This window comes from Burkholderia sp. MSHR3999 (assembly GCF_000833595.1).
Taxonomy (GTDB): Bacteria; Pseudomonadota; Gammaproteobacteria; order Burkholderiales; family Burkholderiaceae; genus Burkholderia; species Burkholderia ubonensis.
The window spans coordinates 166,797-186,882 of record NZ_JRFO01000002.1 but is presented as its reverse complement, the minus strand read 5'-3'; the positions used below and the strand labels follow the sequence as shown (position 1 = coordinate 186,882).

Annotated in this window: 16 protein-coding genes; 4 read left to right on the top strand and 12 right to left on the bottom strand. The window is 67.2% G+C overall.

Annotated features, from left to right (window positions below; all coding sequences use genetic code 11):
- Nucleotides 1-144: 144 nt before the first annotated feature.
- Nucleotides 145-1,548, top strand: coding sequence for a GntP family permease (locus KY49_RS11585; protein WP_042584812.1), 1,404 nt, complete (start codon nucleotides 145-147; stop codon nucleotides 1,546-1,548).
- A 106-nt stretch (nucleotides 1,549-1,654) separates the two neighbouring features.
- Here the strand turns inward: KY49_RS11585 and KY49_RS11580 are convergent, their stop codons facing one another.
- Together KY49_RS11580 and KY49_RS11575 are read right to left on the bottom strand one after the other, a co-directional pair.
- The gene (locus tag KY49_RS11580) at nucleotides 1,655-2,020 is read right to left on the bottom strand and encodes a 5-carboxymethyl-2-hydroxymuconate Delta-isomerase (RefSeq protein WP_042584811.1); all 366 of its coding nucleotides are present in this window, start codon (nucleotides 2,018-2,020) and stop codon (nucleotides 1,655-1,657) included.
- A 143-nt stretch (nucleotides 2,021-2,163) separates the two neighbouring features.
- Nucleotides 2,164-3,732, bottom strand: coding sequence for a thioredoxin family protein (locus tag KY49_RS11575; protein WP_042584810.1), 1,569 nt, complete (start codon nucleotides 3,730-3,732; stop codon nucleotides 2,164-2,166).
- Nucleotides 3,733-3,746: 14 nt separating this feature from the next.
- Between KY49_RS11575 and KY49_RS37090 the strand changes: the two genes are divergently transcribed.
- A complete protein-coding gene (locus KY49_RS37090; protein ID WP_156162482.1) occupies nucleotides 3,747-4,037 on the top strand; it encodes a hypothetical protein in 291 nt (96 codons plus the stop codon).
- 192 nt (nucleotides 4,038-4,229) lie between these two features.
- On the opposite strand, the gene KY49_RS11570 is transcribed toward KY49_RS37090, so the two are convergent.
- The 3 genes from KY49_RS11570 to KY49_RS11560 all read right to left on the bottom strand — a co-directional run bounded on the left by KY49_RS11570 (nucleotide 4,230) and on the right by KY49_RS11560 (nucleotide 9,962).
- Nucleotides 4,230-5,273 carry a helix-turn-helix domain-containing protein gene (locus KY49_RS11570; RefSeq protein WP_042584809.1) on the bottom strand — a complete coding sequence of 348 codons (1,044 nt, stop codon included), beginning with the start codon at nucleotides 5,271-5,273 and terminating at the stop codon, nucleotides 4,230-4,232.
- A gap of 557 nt (nucleotides 5,274-5,830) precedes the next feature.
- Nucleotides 5,831-8,926, bottom strand: a complete 3,096-nt coding sequence (locus tag KY49_RS11565) for a YadA-like family protein (RefSeq protein ID WP_082062336.1) — start codon at nucleotides 8,924-8,926, stop codon at nucleotides 5,831-5,833.
- A 508-nt stretch (nucleotides 8,927-9,434) separates the two neighbouring features.
- Nucleotides 9,435-9,962: a GNAT family N-acetyltransferase gene (locus KY49_RS11560; protein ID WP_042584808.1), complete on the bottom strand. Its 528-nt coding sequence runs from the start codon at nucleotides 9,960-9,962 to the stop codon at nucleotides 9,435-9,437.
- Between the two features lie 615 nt (nucleotides 9,963-10,577).
- On the opposite strand from KY49_RS11560, the gene KY49_RS11555 reads away from it, so the two are divergent.
- On the top strand, nucleotides 10,578-10,850 hold the full coding sequence (locus KY49_RS11555) for a hypothetical protein (protein WP_010095979.1): 273 nt from the start codon (nucleotides 10,578-10,580) through the stop codon (nucleotides 10,848-10,850).
- Between the two features lie 168 nt (nucleotides 10,851-11,018).
- Nucleotides 11,019-12,011: a DedA family protein/thiosulfate sulfurtransferase GlpE gene (locus KY49_RS11550; RefSeq protein ID WP_042584807.1), complete on the top strand. Its 993-nt coding sequence runs from the start codon at nucleotides 11,019-11,021 to the stop codon at nucleotides 12,009-12,011.
- A 105-nt stretch (nucleotides 12,012-12,116) separates the two neighbouring features.
- Here the strand turns inward: KY49_RS11550 and KY49_RS11545 are convergent, their stop codons facing one another.
- The 7 genes from KY49_RS11545 to KY49_RS11515 all read right to left on the bottom strand — a co-directional run bounded on the left by KY49_RS11545 (nucleotide 12,117) and on the right by KY49_RS11515 (nucleotide 19,974).
- On the bottom strand, nucleotides 12,117-13,571 hold the full coding sequence (locus tag KY49_RS11545; RefSeq protein ID WP_042584806.1) for an OprD family porin: 1,455 nt from the start codon (nucleotides 13,569-13,571) through the stop codon (nucleotides 12,117-12,119).
- Nucleotides 13,572-13,724: 153 nt separating this feature from the next.
- The gene (locus KY49_RS11540; RefSeq protein WP_042584805.1) at nucleotides 13,725-14,744 is read right to left on the bottom strand and encodes an ABC transporter ATP-binding protein; all 1,020 of its coding nucleotides are present in this window, start codon (nucleotides 14,742-14,744) and stop codon (nucleotides 13,725-13,727) included.
- Nucleotides 14,741-15,733 (bottom strand): ABC transporter ATP-binding protein, encoded by a 993-nt coding sequence (locus KY49_RS11535; protein WP_042584804.1) that lies wholly within the window; start codon nucleotides 15,731-15,733, stop codon nucleotides 14,741-14,743. Before KY49_RS11535 ends, KY49_RS11540 begins: the two co-directional genes overlap by 4 nt.
- Nucleotide 15,734: 1 nt before the next feature.
- Nucleotides 15,735-16,637, bottom strand: a complete 903-nt coding sequence (locus KY49_RS11530) for an ABC transporter permease (RefSeq protein ID WP_042584803.1) — start codon at nucleotides 16,635-16,637, stop codon at nucleotides 15,735-15,737.
- Nucleotides 16,638-16,650: 13 nt separating this feature from the next.
- Nucleotides 16,651-17,589 carry an ABC transporter permease subunit gene (locus KY49_RS11525; RefSeq protein WP_042584802.1) on the bottom strand — a complete coding sequence of 313 codons (939 nt, stop codon included), beginning with the start codon at nucleotides 17,587-17,589 and terminating at the stop codon, nucleotides 16,651-16,653.
- 11 nt (nucleotides 17,590-17,600) lie between these two features.
- Nucleotides 17,601-19,214 (bottom strand): peptide ABC transporter substrate-binding protein, encoded by a 1,614-nt coding sequence (locus tag KY49_RS11520; protein WP_042584801.1) that lies wholly within the window; start codon nucleotides 19,212-19,214, stop codon nucleotides 17,601-17,603.
- Nucleotides 19,215-19,392: 178 nt separating this feature from the next.
- A complete protein-coding gene (locus KY49_RS11515; RefSeq protein ID WP_029226270.1) occupies nucleotides 19,393-19,974 on the bottom strand; it encodes a cupin domain-containing protein in 582 nt (193 codons plus the stop codon).
- Between the last annotated feature and the right edge of the window lie 112 nt (nucleotides 19,975-20,086).

The following is a 20,086-nucleotide window of genomic DNA, read 5'->3' as shown; positions in this document are numbered from 1 at the left end:
GATTGGCCGGCGTGGGCCCGCCGGCCACCGGCAGACCCGCGTCCGGCGGCGCATCGCGGCCGATGGCACGAAACCTGCACGAACCTGAGCCGGTCCGCGGCGCGCCGCGCGACCGAACAAAACCAAAGCCATTAGGAGACTCTCTTGTCCTTCGTGATCGTCCTCGCCGCGCTGGCGTTCCTGATGTTCGCCGCGTACCGCGGCTACAGCGTGATCCTGTTCGCGCCGATCGCCGCGCTCGGCGCGGTCCTGATGACCGAGCCGGCCGCCGTCGCGCCGGTCTTCTCCGGCATCTTCATGGAGAAGATGGTCGGCTTCGTCAAACTGTATTTCCCGGTGTTCATGCTCGGCGCCGTGTTCGGCAAGGTGATCGAGCTGTCCGGCTTCTCCGAGTCGATCGTCCACGCGGCAATCCGCTACATCGGGCGCTCGCGCGCGAATGCGGTGATCGTCGCGGTGTGCGCGCTGCTCACCTATGGCGGCGTGTCGCTGTTCGTCGTCGTGTTCGCGGTCTACCCGTTCGCGGCCGAGCTGTACCGCCAGAGCAACATTCCGAAGCGGCTGATGCCCGGCGCGATCGCGCTCGGCGCGTTCTCGTTCACGATGGATTCGCTGCCCGGCACGCCGCAGATCCAGAACATCATCCCGACCACGTTCTTCAAGACGACCGCGTGGGCCGCTCCGGCGCTCGGCACGATCGGCTCGCTGTTCATCATCGTCGTCGGCCTCTCATATCTCGAATGGCGCCGCCGCACCGCGATGGCGAAGGGCGAAGGCTACGGCACGTCGCTCGTCAACGAGCCGGAGCGCGTCGCGACCGAATCGCTGCCGAGCCCGTTCCTCGCGATCCTGCCGCTGATCCTCGTCGGCGTGTCGAACTTCGCGCTCACCAAGCTGATCCCGACGTGGTACGGCGCCGCGTCGTACACGGTCGCGCCCGACGTGCTGCCGGGCGTGCATACGCCGGTGACGACATCGATCAAGACGGTCGTCGCGATCTGGTCGGTCGAGGCCGCGCTGCTGCTCGGCATCCTGCTCGTCGTCGTCACCGCGTTCAAGCGCGTCAGCGAACGTTTCGCGGCCGGGTCGAAGGCAGCGGTGGGCGGCGCGCTGCTCGCCGCGATGAACACCGCGTCCGAATACGGCTTCGGCGGCGTGATCGCCGCGCTGCCGGGCTTCCTCGTCGTCGGCGACGCGCTGAAGAGCATTCCGAACCCGCTCGTCAACGCGGCCGTGTCGGTCAGCTCGCTTGCCGGCATCACGGGCTCGGCGTCGGGCGGCATGAGCATCGCGCTCGCCGCGATGTCGGACCTGTTCATCAAGGGCGCGCAGGCAGCGAACATCCCGATGGACGTGCTGCACCGAATCGTCGCGATGGCCAGCGGCGGCATGGACACGCTGCCGCACAACGGCGCGGTGATCACGCTGCTCGCGGTGACGGGCCTCACGCACCGCGAGTCGTATCGCGACATCTTCGCGGTGACGATCATCAAGACGCTCGCGGTGTTCTTCGTGATCGCGGTGTATTACACGACGGGGCTCGTGTAAGCGCGACGCCGCCTTCAGCCGGTTCCTCGGCTGAAGGCGGCGTCATCGATCCAGGCAGCGGTTCAGCCTGCGACATCCTGCCGTTCCCTCCTGCCGCACGCCCCGGTCAACGCGGCTCGACGATCGCCTTCGCGTAAGTCTCGCGCTCGAGGTCGAGTATTTCCACGCTCAACTGCAGATGCGTTCCGGACGGCGCGCGGCAGCATTGCGCCAATACCGACAACACCCGCTCGGACAGGGCGCGCTTCACGTCGGCGGACCGGCCGCTCAGGATCGCGAGTTTCGCGTGTGCGAACGCGCGCGGCGCGCTCGCCGTGCCGATGACGAAATCGTCGAAGCGGGTCGCGCGGCTCTTGATGTCGAGTTCAATGAAATGTCCGGAACCCGCGAGCGCTTCGTTGAGCGCGACAAGCGTCGCGTCGGCATCGAACCCGTCGAGGTTGCCGGAGTATTCAAGCGTCAGATGTGGCATGGCGTCATGGTCGTGGTTGAAACCGCCGTCGCGCCGGACCGATCATGTTGGTCCGGCGCGCGGAAAGACGCCCATGTTACCCGTGGATACGACTCGCACGCATCGCACGCCGACGCAGACGCAAACGCACACGCCGACGAACCCTACGCCTTCACCGGCTGAATCAGCCGCTCGCACGTGGCCGCCTGCGGGTCGCCCGCCGGCAGCTTCCCGCATACGCCGTCGAATTGCTTCACCACCGACCTGACCGACGTATCGTGCGCGCCGCCGTTATGCCAGCGCGTCAGCTGCGCGACCACCTTCGTCAGCGCACGCAGGTTCGCGCCATAGAACGCGTCCCGGGTCTGCCCGGCCTGCGCGAGCACGCTGCTCGCGATGCCTTCGATCCGCGCCGCGTCGTCCGGCGCAAGCTCGACCGCGTTCGCGAAATAGGTGGCGCCCCAGCGCAGCCGCGTCGCGGTCCCCGTCGCGCTGTCGTAGGCTTTGCGGTACCAGTCGAGCGCCGCGGCCTTGTCGCCGCGCGCCTTCGCATTGGCGGCAAGCCCGGACATGAAGTAATAGGGCGTCGCCGAGCGCGGCAATTCGGCGTTCAGCAGCGTATCGGATTCGTCGAGCAGCCCGGCGTCGGTGAGCGTGTCGGCCGCCTCGCTGATCAGCGCCTGACGTTCATAGACGTTCGCCGCGCCCTGGATCGCCGCAGCCGTTTGGCGGCGCACCGGCGCGACGAGCGCCGGCGCATCGAGCGGCGCGCCCTTGCGCGCGTCGCCGCGCGCGAGCAGCACGCGCCCGTGCAGCGCCATCAGGCGATCGATCGACGACAGCGTGCGCTCGACCGACAGTCGCGCGAGCGCCGCGTCGTATGCGGCGCGCAACTCCGCGCGCCGGGCGTCGTCGCCGCCGAGATACGCGACGACGCCCGCGGGCGCCGCAACCAGCACGTCGGCATTGGCGCGCGACAGCGCGGCATCGCGCAGCACCGTGCGCAGCACGTCGGCGCCCGCCGCCTTGTCGAGCGCGCCGGCCTGCGCCGGATCGCCCGACGCCGCGATCACCACGGACTTCAGCTCGAGCCGCTGCGCATCGCCCGTCGCGCCGGCGGCGCGCGCGCGTTGCGCGAGCGTCTGCAGCGTTTCCGCGACGCGCTCGCCCGGCACCGGCAGCGCGCCGTCGGTCTCCCACGAGTAGTCGGCCAGCATACGCCACTCGTCGCGCGTCACCGGGGCGCCGCCCTTCAGCGCGTTCGCGAGCGTCTGCCGCACCGGGTGCGCGGCGTTCATGCCGAGCGACAGCGCCCGCATGTAGCGGTCGAGATCGGCCTCGCCCGGCAGCCGCGTAACCTCGGTGCCGTCCGGGCGAAACAGGATCATCGTCGGATAGCCGTGCACCTTGAAGCGTTCGCCGACCTTCTGCGCACTCTCGGTGTCGCCGTCGAGATAGACCGGCACGAAGAACGACGAGCGCGCCCGGAACGCCTGCTGGCTGAAAACCGTCGACTTCACCTGATTGCACGACGGGCACCACACCGCGCCCCAGTACAGCAGCAGCGGCTTGCCGGTCCGCTTCGCGAGCGCGAACGCGGCGTCGACGTCGCCCTGCTGCCACGCGATGCCGGGCGGCACGTGCACCGGCTCGCGCGGCGCGTCGGCCGCGTATGCCGCGCTTGCCGTCGCGAGCAGCCACGCGGCGGCCAGTTTCCGAAGAGAGGTTTGCATCGATGCGGTCTCCGTTGATCGTGACGGCCGCGCGTGCGCGGCATTCCATGCTCGAACGCCGGCGCATCGACACCGGCATTCCCAATATTTGGCAGGCATCCGGCATCCGACAACCGCCAGGCCGACAAATCGTAGAACGATACGGATCGTGCATCCAGAAGAAAACGATTGAATTCTCGAATGGATATGAAGTGGCTTCACTCCGGCATTCGCGCGAATCGAAACCTGAAATATTCGGCTGCATTGAGCCGTGTATCGTTGCGCCGTCGAAAATTCACGCACGCCTGCCCGAGGCAGCGGCCTGAATCCGCATCGCGTCGATATGGGACGTCATCAGGGTAAACACGAGACAAATCGAAGCGTGCCGTGATTCAACCGGTGCAGAAAGAATGTGACAATTCCGCACCCGGACGCTCCCCGCGCCCGGGAATATTTGTGCCATTCTTGAGCCACCTTCGCGTGGCTTCTTTTTTGCCGCGCACCCGCGCTTGCCGCCTTCAGTCCCGCCCTCCCTGCAGCGGGATCACGGGCACCGCATGGCGCGCGAAGTGCACGTGCAGGCTCGACAGGTCATGGGCGGCCTCGAAGTGCTCGCCGTGCTCGGTGCGAATCTCGCGCGCGGTTGCGCCGAAGCGCTGGCGCATCGCCCGCACCAGCATGTCGCTGCTCGAAAAGCCGTAGCGGAACGCGACTTCCTTGATCGTCTGCCCATTCGAGCGCGGATCGACGAGCGCCCGATACGCGAGATCAAGACGCCGGTCGCGAATGAAGCGCGCGACGCCGCCGTCCGCCTCGAACACCCGGTACAGGTGCGCGCGCGAAATGCGGAAGTGCGTCATCAGCGTGTCGGGACTCAGGTCGCGATCGGTGACGTGTTGCGAGATGTGCTGGACGATCCGCCGGCGCAGCGCGGCGCCATGCGTGACCGGCCGCCGGCCGGCCGGCGCGGCCGCCTCGGCGAGCGCGGCCGCGAGCAGCGCCACCATCGCATCCTGCACCGCGATCGCCTGCGCCGGCGACGCCTGCTCGCCCAGCTCGTACATGCCCACCAGATAATCGGCCAGCAGACGCGTGATCGCCCGGTTCGCATGCAGCACCACGCCGTGCAGGTCGCGCCCGCCCGATGCCTTCTCGAGCCCCTCGCGCGGCACGAACACGGCGACGCTCTCGCCCGCGTCCACGCGGCTGCACATCGGCTGGCCGAGATCGATGATGTAGATGTCGCCCGGGCACGCGCGAACCTCGACGCCGTTGAAATCGCCGACGAGCGAGCCCGAGCGCACGAGCTGCACGACGTACTGGTCGAAGCCGCTCTGCTGGATGGTCCGGCGGTCGCGCCGGTATTGCTGCGCATTGAACGACGTGCGCGACATCAGCAGCTCGCCGAGCATCCGCGACGCCAGCGTCCCGGCCAGCCGCGCGTCCCCGTGTCCGGCAATCGGCGTCGTGTCGACGATGGGCCGCGTGACCTGGCGCCAGTATTCGTCACGCAGCGCCGGCTCGACGCGTTCGGTCGATAGAAAGACTTCCCCGGAAGCCATGATCCCCTCGCATTTCCGTTTTCTATTGCGATCCTTCTTGCCGTGAATCGTGGGCGGCGGCGCAGCACGGCCGCCGACGCGCAGAACCACGGTCCAGCGCCGCGAATCCGGCGCCGCAAGCCGTTGCTCCATGGCCGGCCTGCATGCGCCGCTCTCAGTCATCGCGGCACGATCGTCCGGGGAATGCACGCGATGCGTGCGGCCGGTGAAGCGAACGGCAGCGGCCCGAACAATCCGCTGCCGTCGCCGGCAGAGCCGGGTAATCGCCACACCCGGCGACATACCGGCGACACACCCGGCACCCGCTCCCGTCGAGCGCCCATGCACGCTGATCGCGAGCGCCGCGATCGCGTCCCGTTCGATCCCGACGGATGCGCCGAGCGACGGAGCGCTGCGGCTGCCGGGTTGCACGAGAGGCGACCGGCGGCGGGATTGTGCAGCCAATCCGGCGTTAGGCCCTTTGCTGCAGCGCGCAGAAACATTGCTCGCCCGAACGGGCACGCAACATCGGCGGGCCACGCACTCGACGGAAACGCGTCGTCACGAGTCGGCCTGCGTCAGAACTGGTAGCCCGCGCCGACGACCGCACCGAAGTCCGAGCGGCTGTTGCCCGTCACGGACGCCTTGACGACCCACTTGTCGTTTTGCGTCAGGTACGAGTAGCCCGCCGCGAAACCTTGCTGGCCGCGGTAGTTCGCCGTGGCTGCCGACACCATCGAGCGCCCCGGCGCAGTCGGTTGCGGAAGACCGGCCACCGCCATCGCCGACGCAACGCCGCCGAACATGTCCTTCTTGACGGTGTTCAGGTCGTTGTAGACCTGGCCGATGCGTTGATCCGTGTAGCCGCGCGATGCCGCCGACGCGGCGGCGACGTTGTCGTTCAGCTGCTGCACGTTCACCGCATCGGTCGGCGCCGTACCGGCCGCGACGTTGGTGACCTGGCGCTCGTTGCCCTTCGCGCCGACCGAGAACGAATTGTCGCGATCCGCGACCGAGCCCTGGCCGACCGCGACGGCGTTCTTGCCGCTCGCGGTTGCCGTCGCCCCGAACGCGCCCGCATCCGCGTGCGCGATCCAGCTCGTATTCGCATCGGTGGCGGCGGCCTTGATCTCCTGGTTGGTCCTGACGTCCTTGAGCACGCTGTTGAGCTGGCCGACGTTCACGGCGTCGTTGTTGTTGACGCCCGCCGCCACGCCCGTCAGCACGCGATCCGCGTTGGCGCTGTTGGCGAAGTTCACCGACGTGCCGCCGGTGCCCGCGCCGACCGTGACCTGGCCGTTCGGGTCCTGCTGCTGCACGAGGCCCGCCTTGCCGTTCGTGACGTTGGTCACGCTCTCCTGCAGGTTCGTGATGTCGGTCGTGTTCTTCGCGACCTGCTGATTCGTCGCGTGAAGTTGCGCGCCGTTCACGGCGTCCGTGCTGGTTGCGCTGAGCGTACCGGCCTGCACGTTCGTGATCCTCGTGCCGCCGGCGCCGCCGCCGAGCGTGATGACGCCCTTCGAGGCGTCGTCGTACGTGACGGCCATCGCGCCCAACTGGTTGACGCTCGACTGCACGCTCTTCAGCTGCTTCACGTTCACCGCATCGGTATCGTCCACGCCGGCCGCGACGTTCTTCAGCACGACGGGCGACGCGGCGTCGCCGCCGACGAGCGAAACGGAATTCAGACGGTTGCCGTTCGTGTCCACGTCGTATTTCACGACGTTCTTCACGGCTTCGCCGGCCTGGTTCGACACGTTCGTGATCTGCTGCTCGAGGGCCGATTTCACGCCGTACAACTGGCCGCCATTCACGGCGTCCGTGCTGCCTGCCGCGATGCCGCCGTCCGCCACGTTGGTGATCTGCGTCGCCACGCCGCCGCGCGCCGCGTTGTACGCGCCGACGCCCGGATCGAATTGCAGCGCATCCTTCTGCAAGCCCGAAATCGCCGTCGTGTTGTTGGCGAGGTTCGTTTCCGCGTTGCCGAGGCGGGTTTCGTGGTTCTGGATCGTCGTCGTGTTGCCCGCCACGCGAGTGTCGAGATTGCCGAGCGCGTCGCCGACGTTGTTGAAGGTCGCGCCGCCGACGTCATACTTCGGCGCATTGATCGAGCCGTTCGCGTTCGCGGTTGCGCCGCCGCCGAGCGCCGCCGCCACGCCGTCGGTCGCATGGCGCAGTTGCGAGCCGTTCACCGCGTCGGTGCTGCCGACCAAGACGCCGCCTTCCGCGACGTTCGTCACGCGCACCGGCGCGCCGCCGTTGCCGCCGCCGAGCGAAACCTGCTGCTTGCTCGCATCGTCATACTTCACGGCGAGCGAATCGAGCTGGCCGACACCGGTTTTCACCGCGGCATTCAGCTGATCGACGTTGACCGCATCGGTGCCCTTCACGCCTTGCGCGACGTTGGCGATCTGCTGCGGCGCGCCGCTGCCGTGGCTCGCGTCATACGCGCCGAGCGTCGCATTCCACTGCAGCGCGTCCTGCTGGAGCGCCGCGATGTTCGACGTGTTGCCCGCGACCTGCGTGCTCACGTTCGACAGTTGCTGGTTCGTCTGATAAAGCTGGCTGCCGTTCACCGCGTCGGTGCTCGTCGCCGATACGGCGCCGCGCGCCACGTTCGTCAGCTTCGTGCCGCCCGTCACGCCGCCGTCGGTGCTCGTCGAGCCGCCGAGCGTCACGTTGCCCTTGGTTGCGTCGTCGTATTGCACCGCGCTGTCGGCGACCGCGGCCAGCTGGTTGACGTTGACCGCGTCCGTGCCCGCCGTGCCGCCCGCGACGTTGCGGACCTGCCGCTCCGCCCCCGCGCTGCCGACCGACAGCGCGCCGCCGGACGCGATCGCATCGCCGCTGAACCGGGCCGGACCGGTCGCGTTGGCGGCGCCCACGCTGTTCGCGCCCAGCGCGATGCTGCCGTCAGGCGCCGCCACCGCGCCCGCGCCGAGCGCGACGGACGCGATGCCGCTCGCGCGGGTCTGCGTCGCCGGGTTGTAGGTCGCGCCGCTCGACACGCCGTCGTTGCCCGCCGCCCGCGAATCGGACGAGCCGATCGCGATCGACCGATAGCCCTGGGCGAACGCCGAATGCCCCATCGCGATCCCGCTTTCGCCGCTCGCATAGGCAACGTTGCCGATCGCCGTCGCGTAATCGGCGGTCGCCGCCGACTGGCGGCCGAGCGCGAAGCTGGTGTTGCCGGTTGCCAGCGCGACCGTGCCGATTGCGATCGCCGAGTTCTTCGTCGTGCTCGCGCCGATGCCGATGGAAATACCGGAATCCGATGCGCTGGCGCGATCGCCGATTGCCACCGATGCCTTTTGCGCATTCGCGTTATTTCCGATGGCCGTACTGCAGCCGTTTTGCAGAATATATTGCGAACCGGATGCGCTGGACGGGTTGCCGGGATTTCGGCGATCGACGAAATCCTGCGAACAAGTCGAATCGACACTGGCCGCGGAACCGGCTCCGCCACCATTAGCGGAAGTTCCTGAAACCGCCGTTTGCGCTTCCGAATATGCAGAGAGCGTCAATCCGGAAATCGAAAATGCAATACCCGCAATCACGCGAAGGCCCCGTACGCGCTTGCGGCCGCCTGCCCTGCCGTGCGATGCCGCCCCTTCCTGCACCGCCACCCAGGCGCCCGATGATTCGTTCCAGATCGTTTTATAGCATTTATTCATCATTGGAATCCATTATTTTCATCGATAAATCGGAGTCGATTTAATTCAACTCCGCACTAACCGGAAATGGATTCTATTTATTACCTCACGGATCAATCTTCAAAAAATGTAAAAATCGGCCGAAATATTTGTCATACATGGTTAAATTTGCAATCAAAATCCATTATTTAAATGAAAATCTTTCATTAAACGAAATCATAGAAAAATTAGCAATTTCGACCCCATCGTTTTGTCTCATTTGGTGCTTTAAAAAATCTCATTTCGAATTCGGATGCCGATGCGCGCGAACGCCGCCCGGCCCTGCGCGGGACGAAGCGTCGGAACGGAGGAAGGAGGGAAGAAGGAAAAGGTGGGGGGCGACGTCAAATCGACGTCATTCAGGTCGACAAGGCTGCTTGTCGGGCACGGCGTCGATTCCGTTGATGCCGGTACGCCGCGGAACACGCGCGCGGCCGCGCGAGACTGCGTTCGGAACCGATTCAGGCGATGGGCAGCGCGCCATGCAGGATCATTCGCGACCGCCGCCGGCCGCCGGGCCGGCGTCACGCTTGAGCCGCGCCATGTGACACGCGGCGACATACACGCCGTCGCGCAACGCGAAGTCCGGCGATTCGCCCTCGATCCGGAAACCGTGCCTTTCGTACAGTGCGATCGCGCTCCGATTATCGGCGAACACCGTCAGCTCGATCCGCGTGACGTTCAGCCAGTTCTCCGCGAGATCGATCATTGCGGCGAGCAACCGGCCGCCGATGCCGCGCCCGTGATGCGACGCCTTGACCATCAGCCCGAACCCCGCGACGTGGCGGCGGCGCGGATTCGCTTCGGGCTGAATCCCGAGATGGCCGACCACCTCGCCGTCGATTTCGGCGACGAGGCTGAAGCCCTTCTGACGTATCCCTTCGATGCGCTCCTGCCATTTCTCCGGCGACGGAAACGGCGCTTGCAGCGTATTCGCATAGACCGCGGGGTGCGCGGCGATCTGGCGGATCGCGTCGATGTCCTTCGTTTCGCTGTGTCGGATCGTGATGTCGGTCATGAGGCTATCGGGCAAACGGGGGAAGCGGACGTTGCGGCTGCGTCGGAGGTCGGCGGCATGCCGGGGGAAACGTCGAGCTTATCCGAATTCGCCGCGCCGGATACGGTCGCGAACCGACGAAATCACGCTGCATCGCGCGACGGATCGTGCATTCCCGCGGTTCGTGGTTCGTTGCATGCGCAACATCATGCAAGGTGGGCGCGCTGCGTTGCGAACTGCATGCACGCGCTCGCGCGGCCGCCGTGTTCCACGTCTGCGACAAGCCGCACCTCGACCGGCTGCACGGCGATTGAACGGCCGCCGCCGACGGCGACGAGCACGACCCGTGGAGGGCTCGGCCCGAACGGCGCTCACCGCGGCTTCACCGGCGACCTGGCCCCGCCGGGCCGCCGCGCGCTTCGCCGCTCCGCAGCGCGCGGCCGGATGTGCCGGGCGCTGCGATCGCAGCGCCCGCCCGGCCCGCGCAGATCATCAGACGGATGGCTGGTGCCGCCCTGATTTCGCACCGCACGAAAATGCTCCTTGTTCGCCGCCGGTTCGCGTTAAACTCCATCAAGCTGTTTGCAAAAGCGACATCTTCGCCTTTACGGCACACACGACACGAGGATACGTTCGATGCGCACATCCGGCTCATCCGGGGCAATGACCCTGCTCACCGAACACGACCCGGCCGACGGCCGCGAACTGCGTTCGTTGCGACTCGAAGCGACCAGCGACGGCAAGAGCGTGCTGCTGATCGAGATCGACGAGCGCAAGCCCGGCATTCACCGCGAGGTCCGTTACGAAATCACGCCCGCCGAGCTGGTCGCGGCGATCCGTTCGCACGGCGCCGAGCTGCCGGGCGAGAACCACCACGGCGCGGCGTCGCTCGCGCGCAGCCCCTCCTGATCCGACGGATCGGTGAGCCGCGCACGATGCGCCGGCTCACCTCCGCACCGTTTCGCCCGCTTCAACGTTTCCCGCCACTGTCTTGAAAATGGCCGATAATCGGCCCATCCATGCGCATTCCGCGCATTTGCCGGCCCTTGCCCGCCTTTTCCTTTTCGGACAGCCGTGATGCTCCGTGATCTCGTCGCCCAGTACGGGCCGCTCCTCGTATTCGCCAACGTGCTGGCCGCCGCGGTCGGGCTGCCGGTGCCGGCGATGCCGACGCTGGTGCTGTTCGGCGCGATGTCCGCACTGCACCCGGAAATGATCGGCTCGCAGCTCGTGACGGTGCTGGCGCTGTCGGTGCTGGGCGCGCTGATCGGCGATACCGTGTGGTACGTGGCCGGGCGCCGCTACGGCGGCGTCACGTTGAAGACGATCTGCCGGCTGTCGCTGTCGCGTGACAGTTGCGTGAGGAAAACCGAGCGCTTCTTCGGCCGCTACGGCGTGCGCGTGCTGGCCGTCGCCCGCTTCATTCCGGGGCTGTCGCTCGTATCCGTGCCGATGGCGGGCGCGCTGCGCACGCGCTATCGCACGTTCGCCGGCTACGACGCGCTCGGCGCGGCGCTGTGGACGATCGTCGGCCTCGCGGCCGGGCTCGTGTTCTATCGGCAGATCGACTGGCTGTTCGCCGGCGCGAGCCGGCTCGGCCGCGCGGTGCTGCTGGTCATCGTCGCGCTGCTGGCCGCCTACGCGGCGGTGCGCTGGATGCGCCGCCGCGCGCTGATCCGCCAGCTCGCGAACGCGCGCATCGGCGTCGACGAGCTCGACGCGCTGCTGCAGGACGCCGCCGCGCCGGTGATCCTCGACGTGCGCTCCGACGAGCACCGCAAGCTCGACCCGTTCGCGATTCCGGGCGCGCAGTTCGCCGACGAGCGCCATATCGGCGACATCGTCGCGCGCTATCCGCTTACCCAGAAGTTCGTCGTCTACTGCTCGTGCCCGAACGAGGTGTCCGCCGCGCTGATGGCGAAGCGCCTGACCGACGCCGGCTTCACCGACGCGCTCGCGCTGCGCGGCGGCCTCGACGCGTGGCGCGACACCGGCCGCCAGCTCGCGTCGCTTGCGGAAGACATGCCGGCGGCGAACGATCCCGTCGCCGGCTTTCACAAGCCTGCTTAGATCCTTGCAAACGCAAGCAGCGGGCCCGCGATCGCGCGGCGCCCGCTGCACGACGCGCGCCGCCATCGCAGCGCGCGTGCCCTTCCGTCTCTATCCGCGTGGCGATCAGAACGCCTTCACCGGCACGTTCACGACGAGACGGTACTCGCGGTTGGTCGCGTCCGAGTAGTGCGTCGAGCCGACGTGCCACATCGCGATGAAGGTGACCTTCGTGTCCTTCAGCTTGCCGCTCTGGAACGTATACGACGGGATGAAGCCGAACTCGTGGTGACGGCCCTGCACCGGCGCGCCGTTGACCCAGTAGATGCTCGACTTCGTCGGATCCTGCGACGCCATCTTGCCGCCGTCCGCGCCCCAGCCCGTCACGCCCCACACCATCGCCTTGAAGCCCGGCAGGCCGGCGTCCTTGCCGTAGAACGTGTAGCGCAGCTGCAGCGACTTCTCGTGCGGCGCGTTGTAGTCGACGTCCATCGAGTTCGTCAGGAAGATGCCGTTCGTCTCGTTCAGGTAGTCGAAGAACTGGTCGCCGAGCACCTCCTGGTAGCCGAGCAGCAGTTCGTGCGGGCCGTGCTGCGCGGCCAGCGACAGGCTGTACGCGTTGCTGTTGATCTCGCCCTGGCGCTTGTCGCCCGTGTCGTGCGTCGAGTAAATGTTCGCGAAGCCCGTCCACTTGATCGTCTTCGGGCTGCCGATGCTGTGCTTGATCGACGCGTAGTACTGGCGCCACACGTCGTCCGCCTGGTTCGCGTACAGCGCGACCTCGCCGTCCGGCGAGTAGTCCCACGTGCCGCCGGCGTAGGTCAGCCGGTCGATGCGCGTGCCGCCGTACTGGCTCGTCAGGTTGGTCAGCGTCGTGTGGCCGCGCGCGTCGGTCTTCGTGAAGCTGCCCGCCTCGAGCATCACGTTCTTGAATTCGTTGCTGACGAGCGTCGCGCCGAGGAACGTCGGCGGCAGCGCACGGTTGTCGTGCTGCTCCATGAACGGGTTGTCGACGGCCTGCAGACCGTACTTGACCACCGTGTTCGAGATCCGCGCCTTCACGTCGTAGATGCCCGGATACGCCCATGCGAGCTGGTTCGAGCCGCCGCCGCCCTTCGCGACGTGCACCATGTTGCCGCCGCCCTTGCCGCCGTCGAGCTTCAGCGCCGCGTACACCGACGCGTCGACGCCGAAGCCGATCAGGCCCTGCGTGAAGCCCGACTCGTAGTTCGCCATCGCGCCCTGGACCCACGCATGGCGGTGCGGCCCGCCCTTGTTGTCGAGCACGTCCGCATAGTTGCGGAACAGGAAGTTCAGATGGCTGTCGGCGATGAAGCCGTTCGACTTCGACTGCGCGGACGGCTCGTCCGGCGGCGTGACGGCCTGCGTGGCCTCGGCGTTGATGATCGCGTTCGGCGTGGACGCCTGCGCGACGGTGGCGCCCGGCGCTGCCTGCGCCACCGTCAGCGGCGCTGCGTCGTCCGCGTAGGCCGCGCCCGTCAGCGAGACGCCGGCCAGCGCCGGCAGCCCCCACGCGAGCAGCATTTTCGATGTCGTTCCGATCTTCCTGTGTTTTGTCATCGTGGTTCTCTTCTTGTGTTGATGTCGTCTGCGCCGGTCGCGATACGCTTCCGGTCCCACCCCGGCGCGCCCGGTCAAGGACGCACCTGTCCCGCGGCGCGAAGGTCGTTCGCGCCGCACCTACCCCTGTCGACCTGCCTGCTTATTTGTGTTTCAGCCCACACCCGCGCGGATGCAGGCGACCTTCGCCGCAGAACCGTGCCGTACTTCCGGCCGCGGGATGTCCTGTGCGCACGCTTCGATCGCGTCCGGGCAGCGCGTGCGGAACGCGCAGCCGGACGGCGGATTGAGCGGCGACGGCATCTCGCCCGCCAGCAGCATCGGCCGCCGCGCGCGTTCCCGCGCCGGCTCCGGTGTGGGCGCCGCGTCGAGCAGCGCCCGCGTGTACGGATGCTGCGGCACACCGTACACGTCGTGCCGCGCGCCGAACTCCATCACGCGGCCGAGATACATCACCAGCACGCGCTGGCTGATTGCCTTCACCACCGCGAGATCGTGCGCGACGAACAGATAGGACAACGACAGTTCGCGCTGCAGATCGCGCAGCAGGTTGACGATTTGCGCCTGGATCGACACGTCGAGCGCCGACACGGGTTCGTCGCAGATCACGAGCTTCGGCTCGCCGATCAGCGCGCGTGCGATTCCGACGCGCTGGCACTGCCCGCCGGAGAATTCATGGGGATAGCGCAGCAGGTGATGCGCGTTGAGGCCGACCCGCTCGAGCATCGACACCACGCGGCGCCGCACCTCGGCGCGGCCGAGGCCCGGCTGGTGCGTGACGAGCGGCTCGGCGACGATCTGCTCGATCGTCATGCGCGGATCGAGCGACGCGAGCGGATCCTGGAAGATCATCTGCACTTCGCGCCGCATCGCGGTGCCGCGCAGATGGTCGGGCGCGACCGCGTCGCCGCGCCAGCGCACCGTGCCGGCCGTCATCGGCACGAGGCCGATCAGCGCGCGCGCGAGCGTCGACTTCCCGCAGCCGGACTCGCCGACGAGCCCGACGGTCTCGCCGCGCTTCACGTCGAACGACACGCCGTCGACCGCGCGCAGCGTCCCCTTCGGCGACCACGGATAGCCGCCGAGCGGCACGCGGAAATGCACTTTCAGATCCTCGACGGACAACAGCGTGTCGTCCGTCGCGCCGGCATTGCGGCGTTCATCGACGCTCATCGCAGTCCTCCCGTCAGATCGGCCACCGGCCGGTGGCACGCGCGCACCGCGTCCGCGGCGCCGTAGGTTTCGAGCGCCGGGCGCGCGGTGCCGCACTGGCTCTGCGCATACTGGCAGCGCTTCGCGAACGCGCAGCCGGCGCTCGCCATGCCCGGCATCGGCGGGTTGCCCGGAATCGCGACGAGCGGCGCGTCGTCGGCATCGGTCAGGCGCGGCAGCGCGTTGAGCAGGCCGATCGTGTACGGATGCGACGGCGCGGCGAAGATCGACTCGGCCGGCGCATATTCGACGGTGCGGCCCGCGTACATCACCATCACGTCGTCCGCGAGGCCGGCAACCACGCCCATGTCGTGCGTGATCAGCACGATCGCGGTGCCGCGCTCGCGGTTCAGCTCGCGCAGCAGGTCGATGATCTGCGCCTGCACGGTCACGTCGAGCGCGGTCGTCGGCTCGTCGGCGATCAGGATTTCCGGCTCGGACAGCAGCGCCATCGCGATCATCACGCGCTGCCGCATGCCGCCCGAGAACTCGTGCGGATACATGCGGATGCGGCGCGCCGCGTCCGGAATGCGCACCGCTTCGAGCGCCTCGATCGCGCGCTTCGTCGCTTCCTTGCGCGACAGCCTGCGATGCAGCTGCAGCGTTTCGGTCATCTGCCGCTCGATCGTCAGGAACGGATTGAGCGACGTCATCGGGTCCTGGAAGATCATCGCGATCCGGTCGCCGCGGATCGCGTTCAGCGCGCGCGTATCCATCGCCAGCAGGTCCTGCCCGCGATACCGGGCCGCGCCGCTCGTCGTGCCGTTGCCGGCGAGCAGGCCGAGCAGCGCCATCACGGTCTGGCTCTTGCCCGAGCCCGATTCGCCGACGATGCCGAGCGTCTTGCCCGCGTCGAGGGTGAACGACACGCCGCTCACGGCGTCGATCGGCGCGGCGTCCTTGCGCGTGAAGCGCACGCCGAGGTTGTCGACTTCGAGTAGTGCAGACATTTCAGCGATCCTTCGGGTCGAGCGCGTCACGCAGGCCGTCGCCGACGAAGTTCACGCAGTAGAGCGTCACGCAAAGCATGACGGCCGGGGCCAGCAGCAGCCACGGCATCGATTCGAGTTTCTGCGCGCCGTCCTGGATCAGCACGCCCCAGCTCGTCATCGGCTCCTGCACGCCGAGGCCGAGAAACGACAGCACCGATTCGGTCAGCACGATGTTCGGCACCGAGACCGTCGCATATACGACGACCACGCCGAGCAGGTTCGGCACGACGTGGCGCCGCACGATCGACGCCGGCGACACGCCGATCGCGCGCGCCGCATCGACGAATTCGCGGTTGCGCAGCGACAGCGTCTGGCCGCGCACGACGCGCGCCATGTCGATCCACGAGAACGCGCTGATCGTCAGCACGACGAGGATGAACGAGCGGCCGAACAGCGTCATCATCAGGATCGCGATCAGCAGGTACGGGATCGCGTACATCATGTCGACGATGCGCATCATCACGGCGTCGACGCGGCCGCCCGCGAAGCCCGCGGTCGCGCCCCACGCGACGCCGAACAGGCCCGACACGAGCGTGCCGAGCAGGCCGACCTCGATCGACACGCGCCCGCCGATCAGCGTGCGCACGAGCAGGTCGCGGCCGAGCTCGTCGGTGCCGAACCAGTGCTGGTTCGCCCAGGTCGGCGGCAGGCTGATCGACGCCCAGTCGCTCGCGGCCGGATCGGCCGACAGCAGCCACGGGCCGACGAAGCACGCGAGCGTGACCAGCACGAGCAGCGCGAGGCTCAGCACCGCCGCGCGGTTGCGCAGGAAACGGGAGAGGGCCAGCGCGAGCGGCGAGCGCGAGCGCGGCGGCGTGTCGGTCTGCGCGGGCAGGCCGACGACGGGAGTAGTCGGGGTCATCGCTGTGCCTCGCTCAATAACGGATGCGCGGATCGAGCCACGCATACGCGAGGTCGACCAGCAGGTTGAACAGCACCGCGCAGACGGTCGTCAGCACGACGAGGCCGAGCACCAGCGTGTAGTCGCGGTTGATCGCGCCGTTCACGACGAGCTGCCCGAGCCCCGGCAGCGCGAACACCGATTCGGTGACGACGGCCGCCGTGATCGACGAGATGCAGACCGTGCCGAACAGCGACACGACCGGCATCAGCGCGGGCTTGAGCGCATGGCGCAGCACGATCGTCGAGCCGGGCAGCCCCTTCGCGCGCGCGGTGCGGATGTAGTTGCTCGACAGCGTCTCGATCATCGAGCCGCGCATCACGCGCGCGAGCAGCGACACGTTGATGAACGTCAGCAGCACGATCGGCAGCAGCCGGTACTGCCAGCCGCCATCGCCCCAGCCGCCCGCGGGCAGCCAGCCGTTGCCGGCCGACGTCTTCAGCAGGATCGCGAAGATCCACACGAGCACCGGGCCGAGCACGAACGGCGGCACGACGTTGCCGAAGTTGCCGATCAGCATCACGAAGCGGTCGATGACGCTGTCGCGGCGCACCGCCGCGACGGTGCCCAGCAGCACGCCGAACCCGATCGAGAGCGGGATCGAGATGCCGCCTACGCCGAGACTCACCGGCAGCGCCTTCTTCACGAGATCGTTGACCGACCAGTCGACGTAGCGGAACGACGGGCCGAGATCGCCGTGCAGCAGCGCGTTCAGGTACAGCAGGTACTGCTTCCACATCGGCTCGTCGAGGTGGTACTTGGCGTTCAGGTTCGCGAGCGTCGCGGCGGACAGCTGCTTTTCCGTATCGAACGGGCCGCCGGGCGTGAAATGCAGCAGCAGGTAGCAGACGGTGATGACCGCGAGGATCGTCGGCACCGCCCACAACGTGCGTCTCAAAGCGTAGGCCAGCATGATCGCTCCGCTCAGTGCTTGATCAGGTACATGTCCTGCGAAGCACGCATGTCGATCACGTTCTTCAGCGAGTAGCCGCCGACGTACGGCTTCACGAGACGGTCGGCCGAGTACTGGAACAGCGGCACCATCGGCGTGTCGTTCATCGCCGCGTCGTGCGCCTGCGTGAGCAGCGCGGCGCGCGCCTTGTCGTCGAGCTTCTGGTTGCCTTCGTCGACGAGCGCGTCGGCCTGCTTGTTGCAGTAGCCGACCGTGTTCTGCGAGCTGCCGCAGCGGATCAGGTCGAAGAACGTCATCGCGTCGTTGTAGTCGGCGAACCAGCCGTCGCGCGCGATCTGCACCTTGCCGTCATGCCGCTGCTTCATCAGCACCTTGAACTCGACGTTCTCGAGCTTCGTGTTGACGCCGAGCTTCGTGCGCCATTCCGACGCGGTGAACAGCGCGACCTTCTTGTGCAGGTCGTTGGTGTTGTACGTCAGCGTGAACGACAGCGGCTTCGCGTCCGAGTAGCCGGCCTGCTTCAGCAGGTTCTTCGCGGTCTCGACGCGCTTGGCCATCGGCCACGACGCCCATTCCGGCGTGAACGGCTGCACGCCCTTCGTGCCGTTCGGCATCAGCCCGTACATCGGCTTTTCGCCGGCCTGCGTGAGCTTCGAGGTCAGCACGTCGCGATCGATCACCATCGACAGCGCCTGGCGCACGCGCTTGTCCTTCAGCGCCGCGTCGCTGTTGTTCAGGTAGTAGTAGTACGTCGCGAGCTGCAGGCCCGGGCGCAGTTCGCCGCCGAACTGCTTGCTGACCTGCTGGAAGATGCCCGACGGAATCGAATAGCTGTAGTCGATCTGGCCGGCCTGGTACATGCGCATCGCGGTTTCGTCGCTCTCGATCGGCAGGTACGTGACCTTGTTGATCACGACCTTGGGCGCATTCCAGTACTTCGCGGCCTTCGTGATCACGATGCGGTTGTTCGGCTGCCAGTCGACGAGCTGGAACGGGCCGTTGCTGACGATGTTGCCCGGGCGCGTCCATGCGTCGCCGAGCTTCGTCACCGTGTCCTTGTTCACCGGCGCGAGCGGCACCATCGCGGTCAGCTCGGGGAAGAACGCGACCGGCACGTCGGTCGTCACCTCGAGCGTGTACGGGTCGACCGCGCGCACGCCGAGCGTCGACGGCGCGGCCTTGCCGGCGATGATGTCCTTCGAGTTCTTCACGAACTCGACGAGGATCGTGTACTTCGAGCCCGTCTTCGGATCGACGAGTCGCTGCCACGCATAGACGAAATCGGCGGCGGTGACGGGCTGGCCGTTGCTCCACTTCGCATCGCGGCGCAGCTTGAAGACCCACGTTTCCGGCGTCTTGCGCTCCCACGACAGCGCGACGCCCGGCACGATCTGGCCCGCCGCATCGATGCGGGCGAGCCCTTCGAACAGGTCGAGGCCGATCGTGTTGCCGGTCCACGACTCGATGTGCGCGGGGTCGAGGGATTCGACTTCGGCCGGCACCTGACGCGTCAGGTCCTGTTGCGCGGCGAGCGCGACGTTCGACGGAACGGTAACGGCGGACGCAGGCTGCGTCGTCAGGGCGAGCGCGGCCAGCACGGCCGACATGGCATGCAAGGATTTCATCGTGTCAGTACTTGGTGGGTTTTCGGTGCGTGTGTCGCGGCGGGACGCCGCGGGTTACACGTAGGACGCTGCCGTGTGCAGCGATTGAGGAGGCCCGTGAATCTCGTATGGCATCTTAGTATTCCTTACGTTTCTTTCGACAGGTAATCCGTCGCTGGAACGAAGGAATACCTGTGCGTTAGAACAGCCTCGGCGTTCCGACCCAGACCACCACCGACTCGATCTTCGCGGTGTTGGCCCAGCTGTGCGGGACCGTCGACTGATAGTGCGCGCTGTCGCCGGCCTGCAGCACGAACGTCCTGCCTTCCAGCGTCAACGACACTTCCCCTTCGATCACATACAGGAATTCCTCTCCTGCATGCGTCGTTACTTCCGACCGCGTCTGTCCGGGCGGCAGCCGCACGAGAATCGCCTCGAGCTGACGCCCTTCCGTCACGTTCGTGAGCCGCGCGAACAGGTTGGCCGAATCGGCAAACCCGAAGAAGCGCAGCTGCTCGCCGCGGCACACCGACCGCTCCTCGCTCGGCGTTTCGACGAAATACTGCACCGTCACGCCGAGTGCCTGCGCGATGCCGGCCAGCGACGTCAGCGACGGCGACGCGAGCCCGCGTTCGACCTGCGACAGAAACGGTTTCGAAATACCCGCGGCTGTTGCCGTTTCATCGAGCGTGCGTTTCAGTCGCTGGCGCAACGCGCGAATCTTGCTGCCCAGAGCGGCGCCAGCTTCGGCTGGCCGCGTGTTTTCAGTGGGGGGAACCATAACAGGCCGAAAAGGGGTCGTCAAAAAATGTTTGATGGAAAATAACTAAGTTAGATCGATATAGCTTAGTCTTCGGGTTTACGTGCGTCTCAAGCGTTGCGCGCGGTGCGCT

What these genes read in the sequence shown, in the direction of transcription:
- KY49_RS11535 (WP_042584804.1), bottom strand. Translation starts at nt 15,733, where the DNA reads ATGTCTGCACTACTCGAAGTCGACAACCTCGGCGTGCGCTTCACGCGC.
- KY49_RS11560 (WP_042584808.1), bottom strand. Translation starts at nt 9,962, where the DNA reads ATGACCGACATCACGATCCGACACAGCGAAACGAAGGACATCGACGCG.
- KY49_RS11555 (WP_010095979.1), top strand. Translation starts at nt 10,578, where the DNA reads ATGCGCACATCCGGCTCATCCGGGGCAATGACCCTGCTCACCGAACAC.
- KY49_RS11565 (WP_082062336.1), bottom strand. Translation starts at nt 8,926, where the DNA reads ATGAATAAATGCTATAAAACGATCTGGAACGAATCATCGGGCGCCTGG.
- KY49_RS11550 (WP_042584807.1), top strand. Translation starts at nt 11,019, where the DNA reads ATGCTCCGTGATCTCGTCGCCCAGTACGGGCCGCTCCTCGTATTCGCC.
- KY49_RS11515 (WP_029226270.1), bottom strand. Translation starts at nt 19,974, where the DNA reads ATGGTTCCCCCCACTGAAAACACGCGGCCAGCCGAAGCTGGCGCCGCT.
- KY49_RS11580 (WP_042584811.1), bottom strand. Translation starts at nt 2,020, where the DNA reads ATGCCACATCTGACGCTTGAATACTCCGGCAACCTCGACGGGTTCGAT.
- KY49_RS11545 (WP_042584806.1), bottom strand. Translation starts at nt 13,571, where the DNA reads ATGACAAAACACAGGAAGATCGGAACGACATCGAAAATGCTGCTCGCG.
- KY49_RS11570 (WP_042584809.1), bottom strand. Translation starts at nt 5,273, where the DNA reads ATGGCTTCCGGGGAAGTCTTTCTATCGACCGAACGCGTCGAGCCGGCG.
- KY49_RS11525 (WP_042584802.1), bottom strand. Translation starts at nt 17,589, where the DNA reads ATGCTGGCCTACGCTTTGAGACGCACGTTGTGGGCGGTGCCGACGATC.
- KY49_RS11520 (WP_042584801.1), bottom strand. Translation starts at nt 19,214, where the DNA reads ATGAAATCCTTGCATGCCATGTCGGCCGTGCTGGCCGCGCTCGCCCTG.
- KY49_RS11530 (WP_042584803.1), bottom strand. Translation starts at nt 16,637, where the DNA reads ATGACCCCGACTACTCCCGTCGTCGGCCTGCCCGCGCAGACCGACACG.
- KY49_RS11540 (WP_042584805.1), bottom strand. Translation starts at nt 14,744, where the DNA reads ATGAGCGTCGATGAACGCCGCAATGCCGGCGCGACGGACGACACGCTG.
- KY49_RS11575 (WP_042584810.1), bottom strand. Translation starts at nt 3,732, where the DNA reads ATGCAAACCTCTCTTCGGAAACTGGCCGCCGCGTGGCTGCTCGCGACG.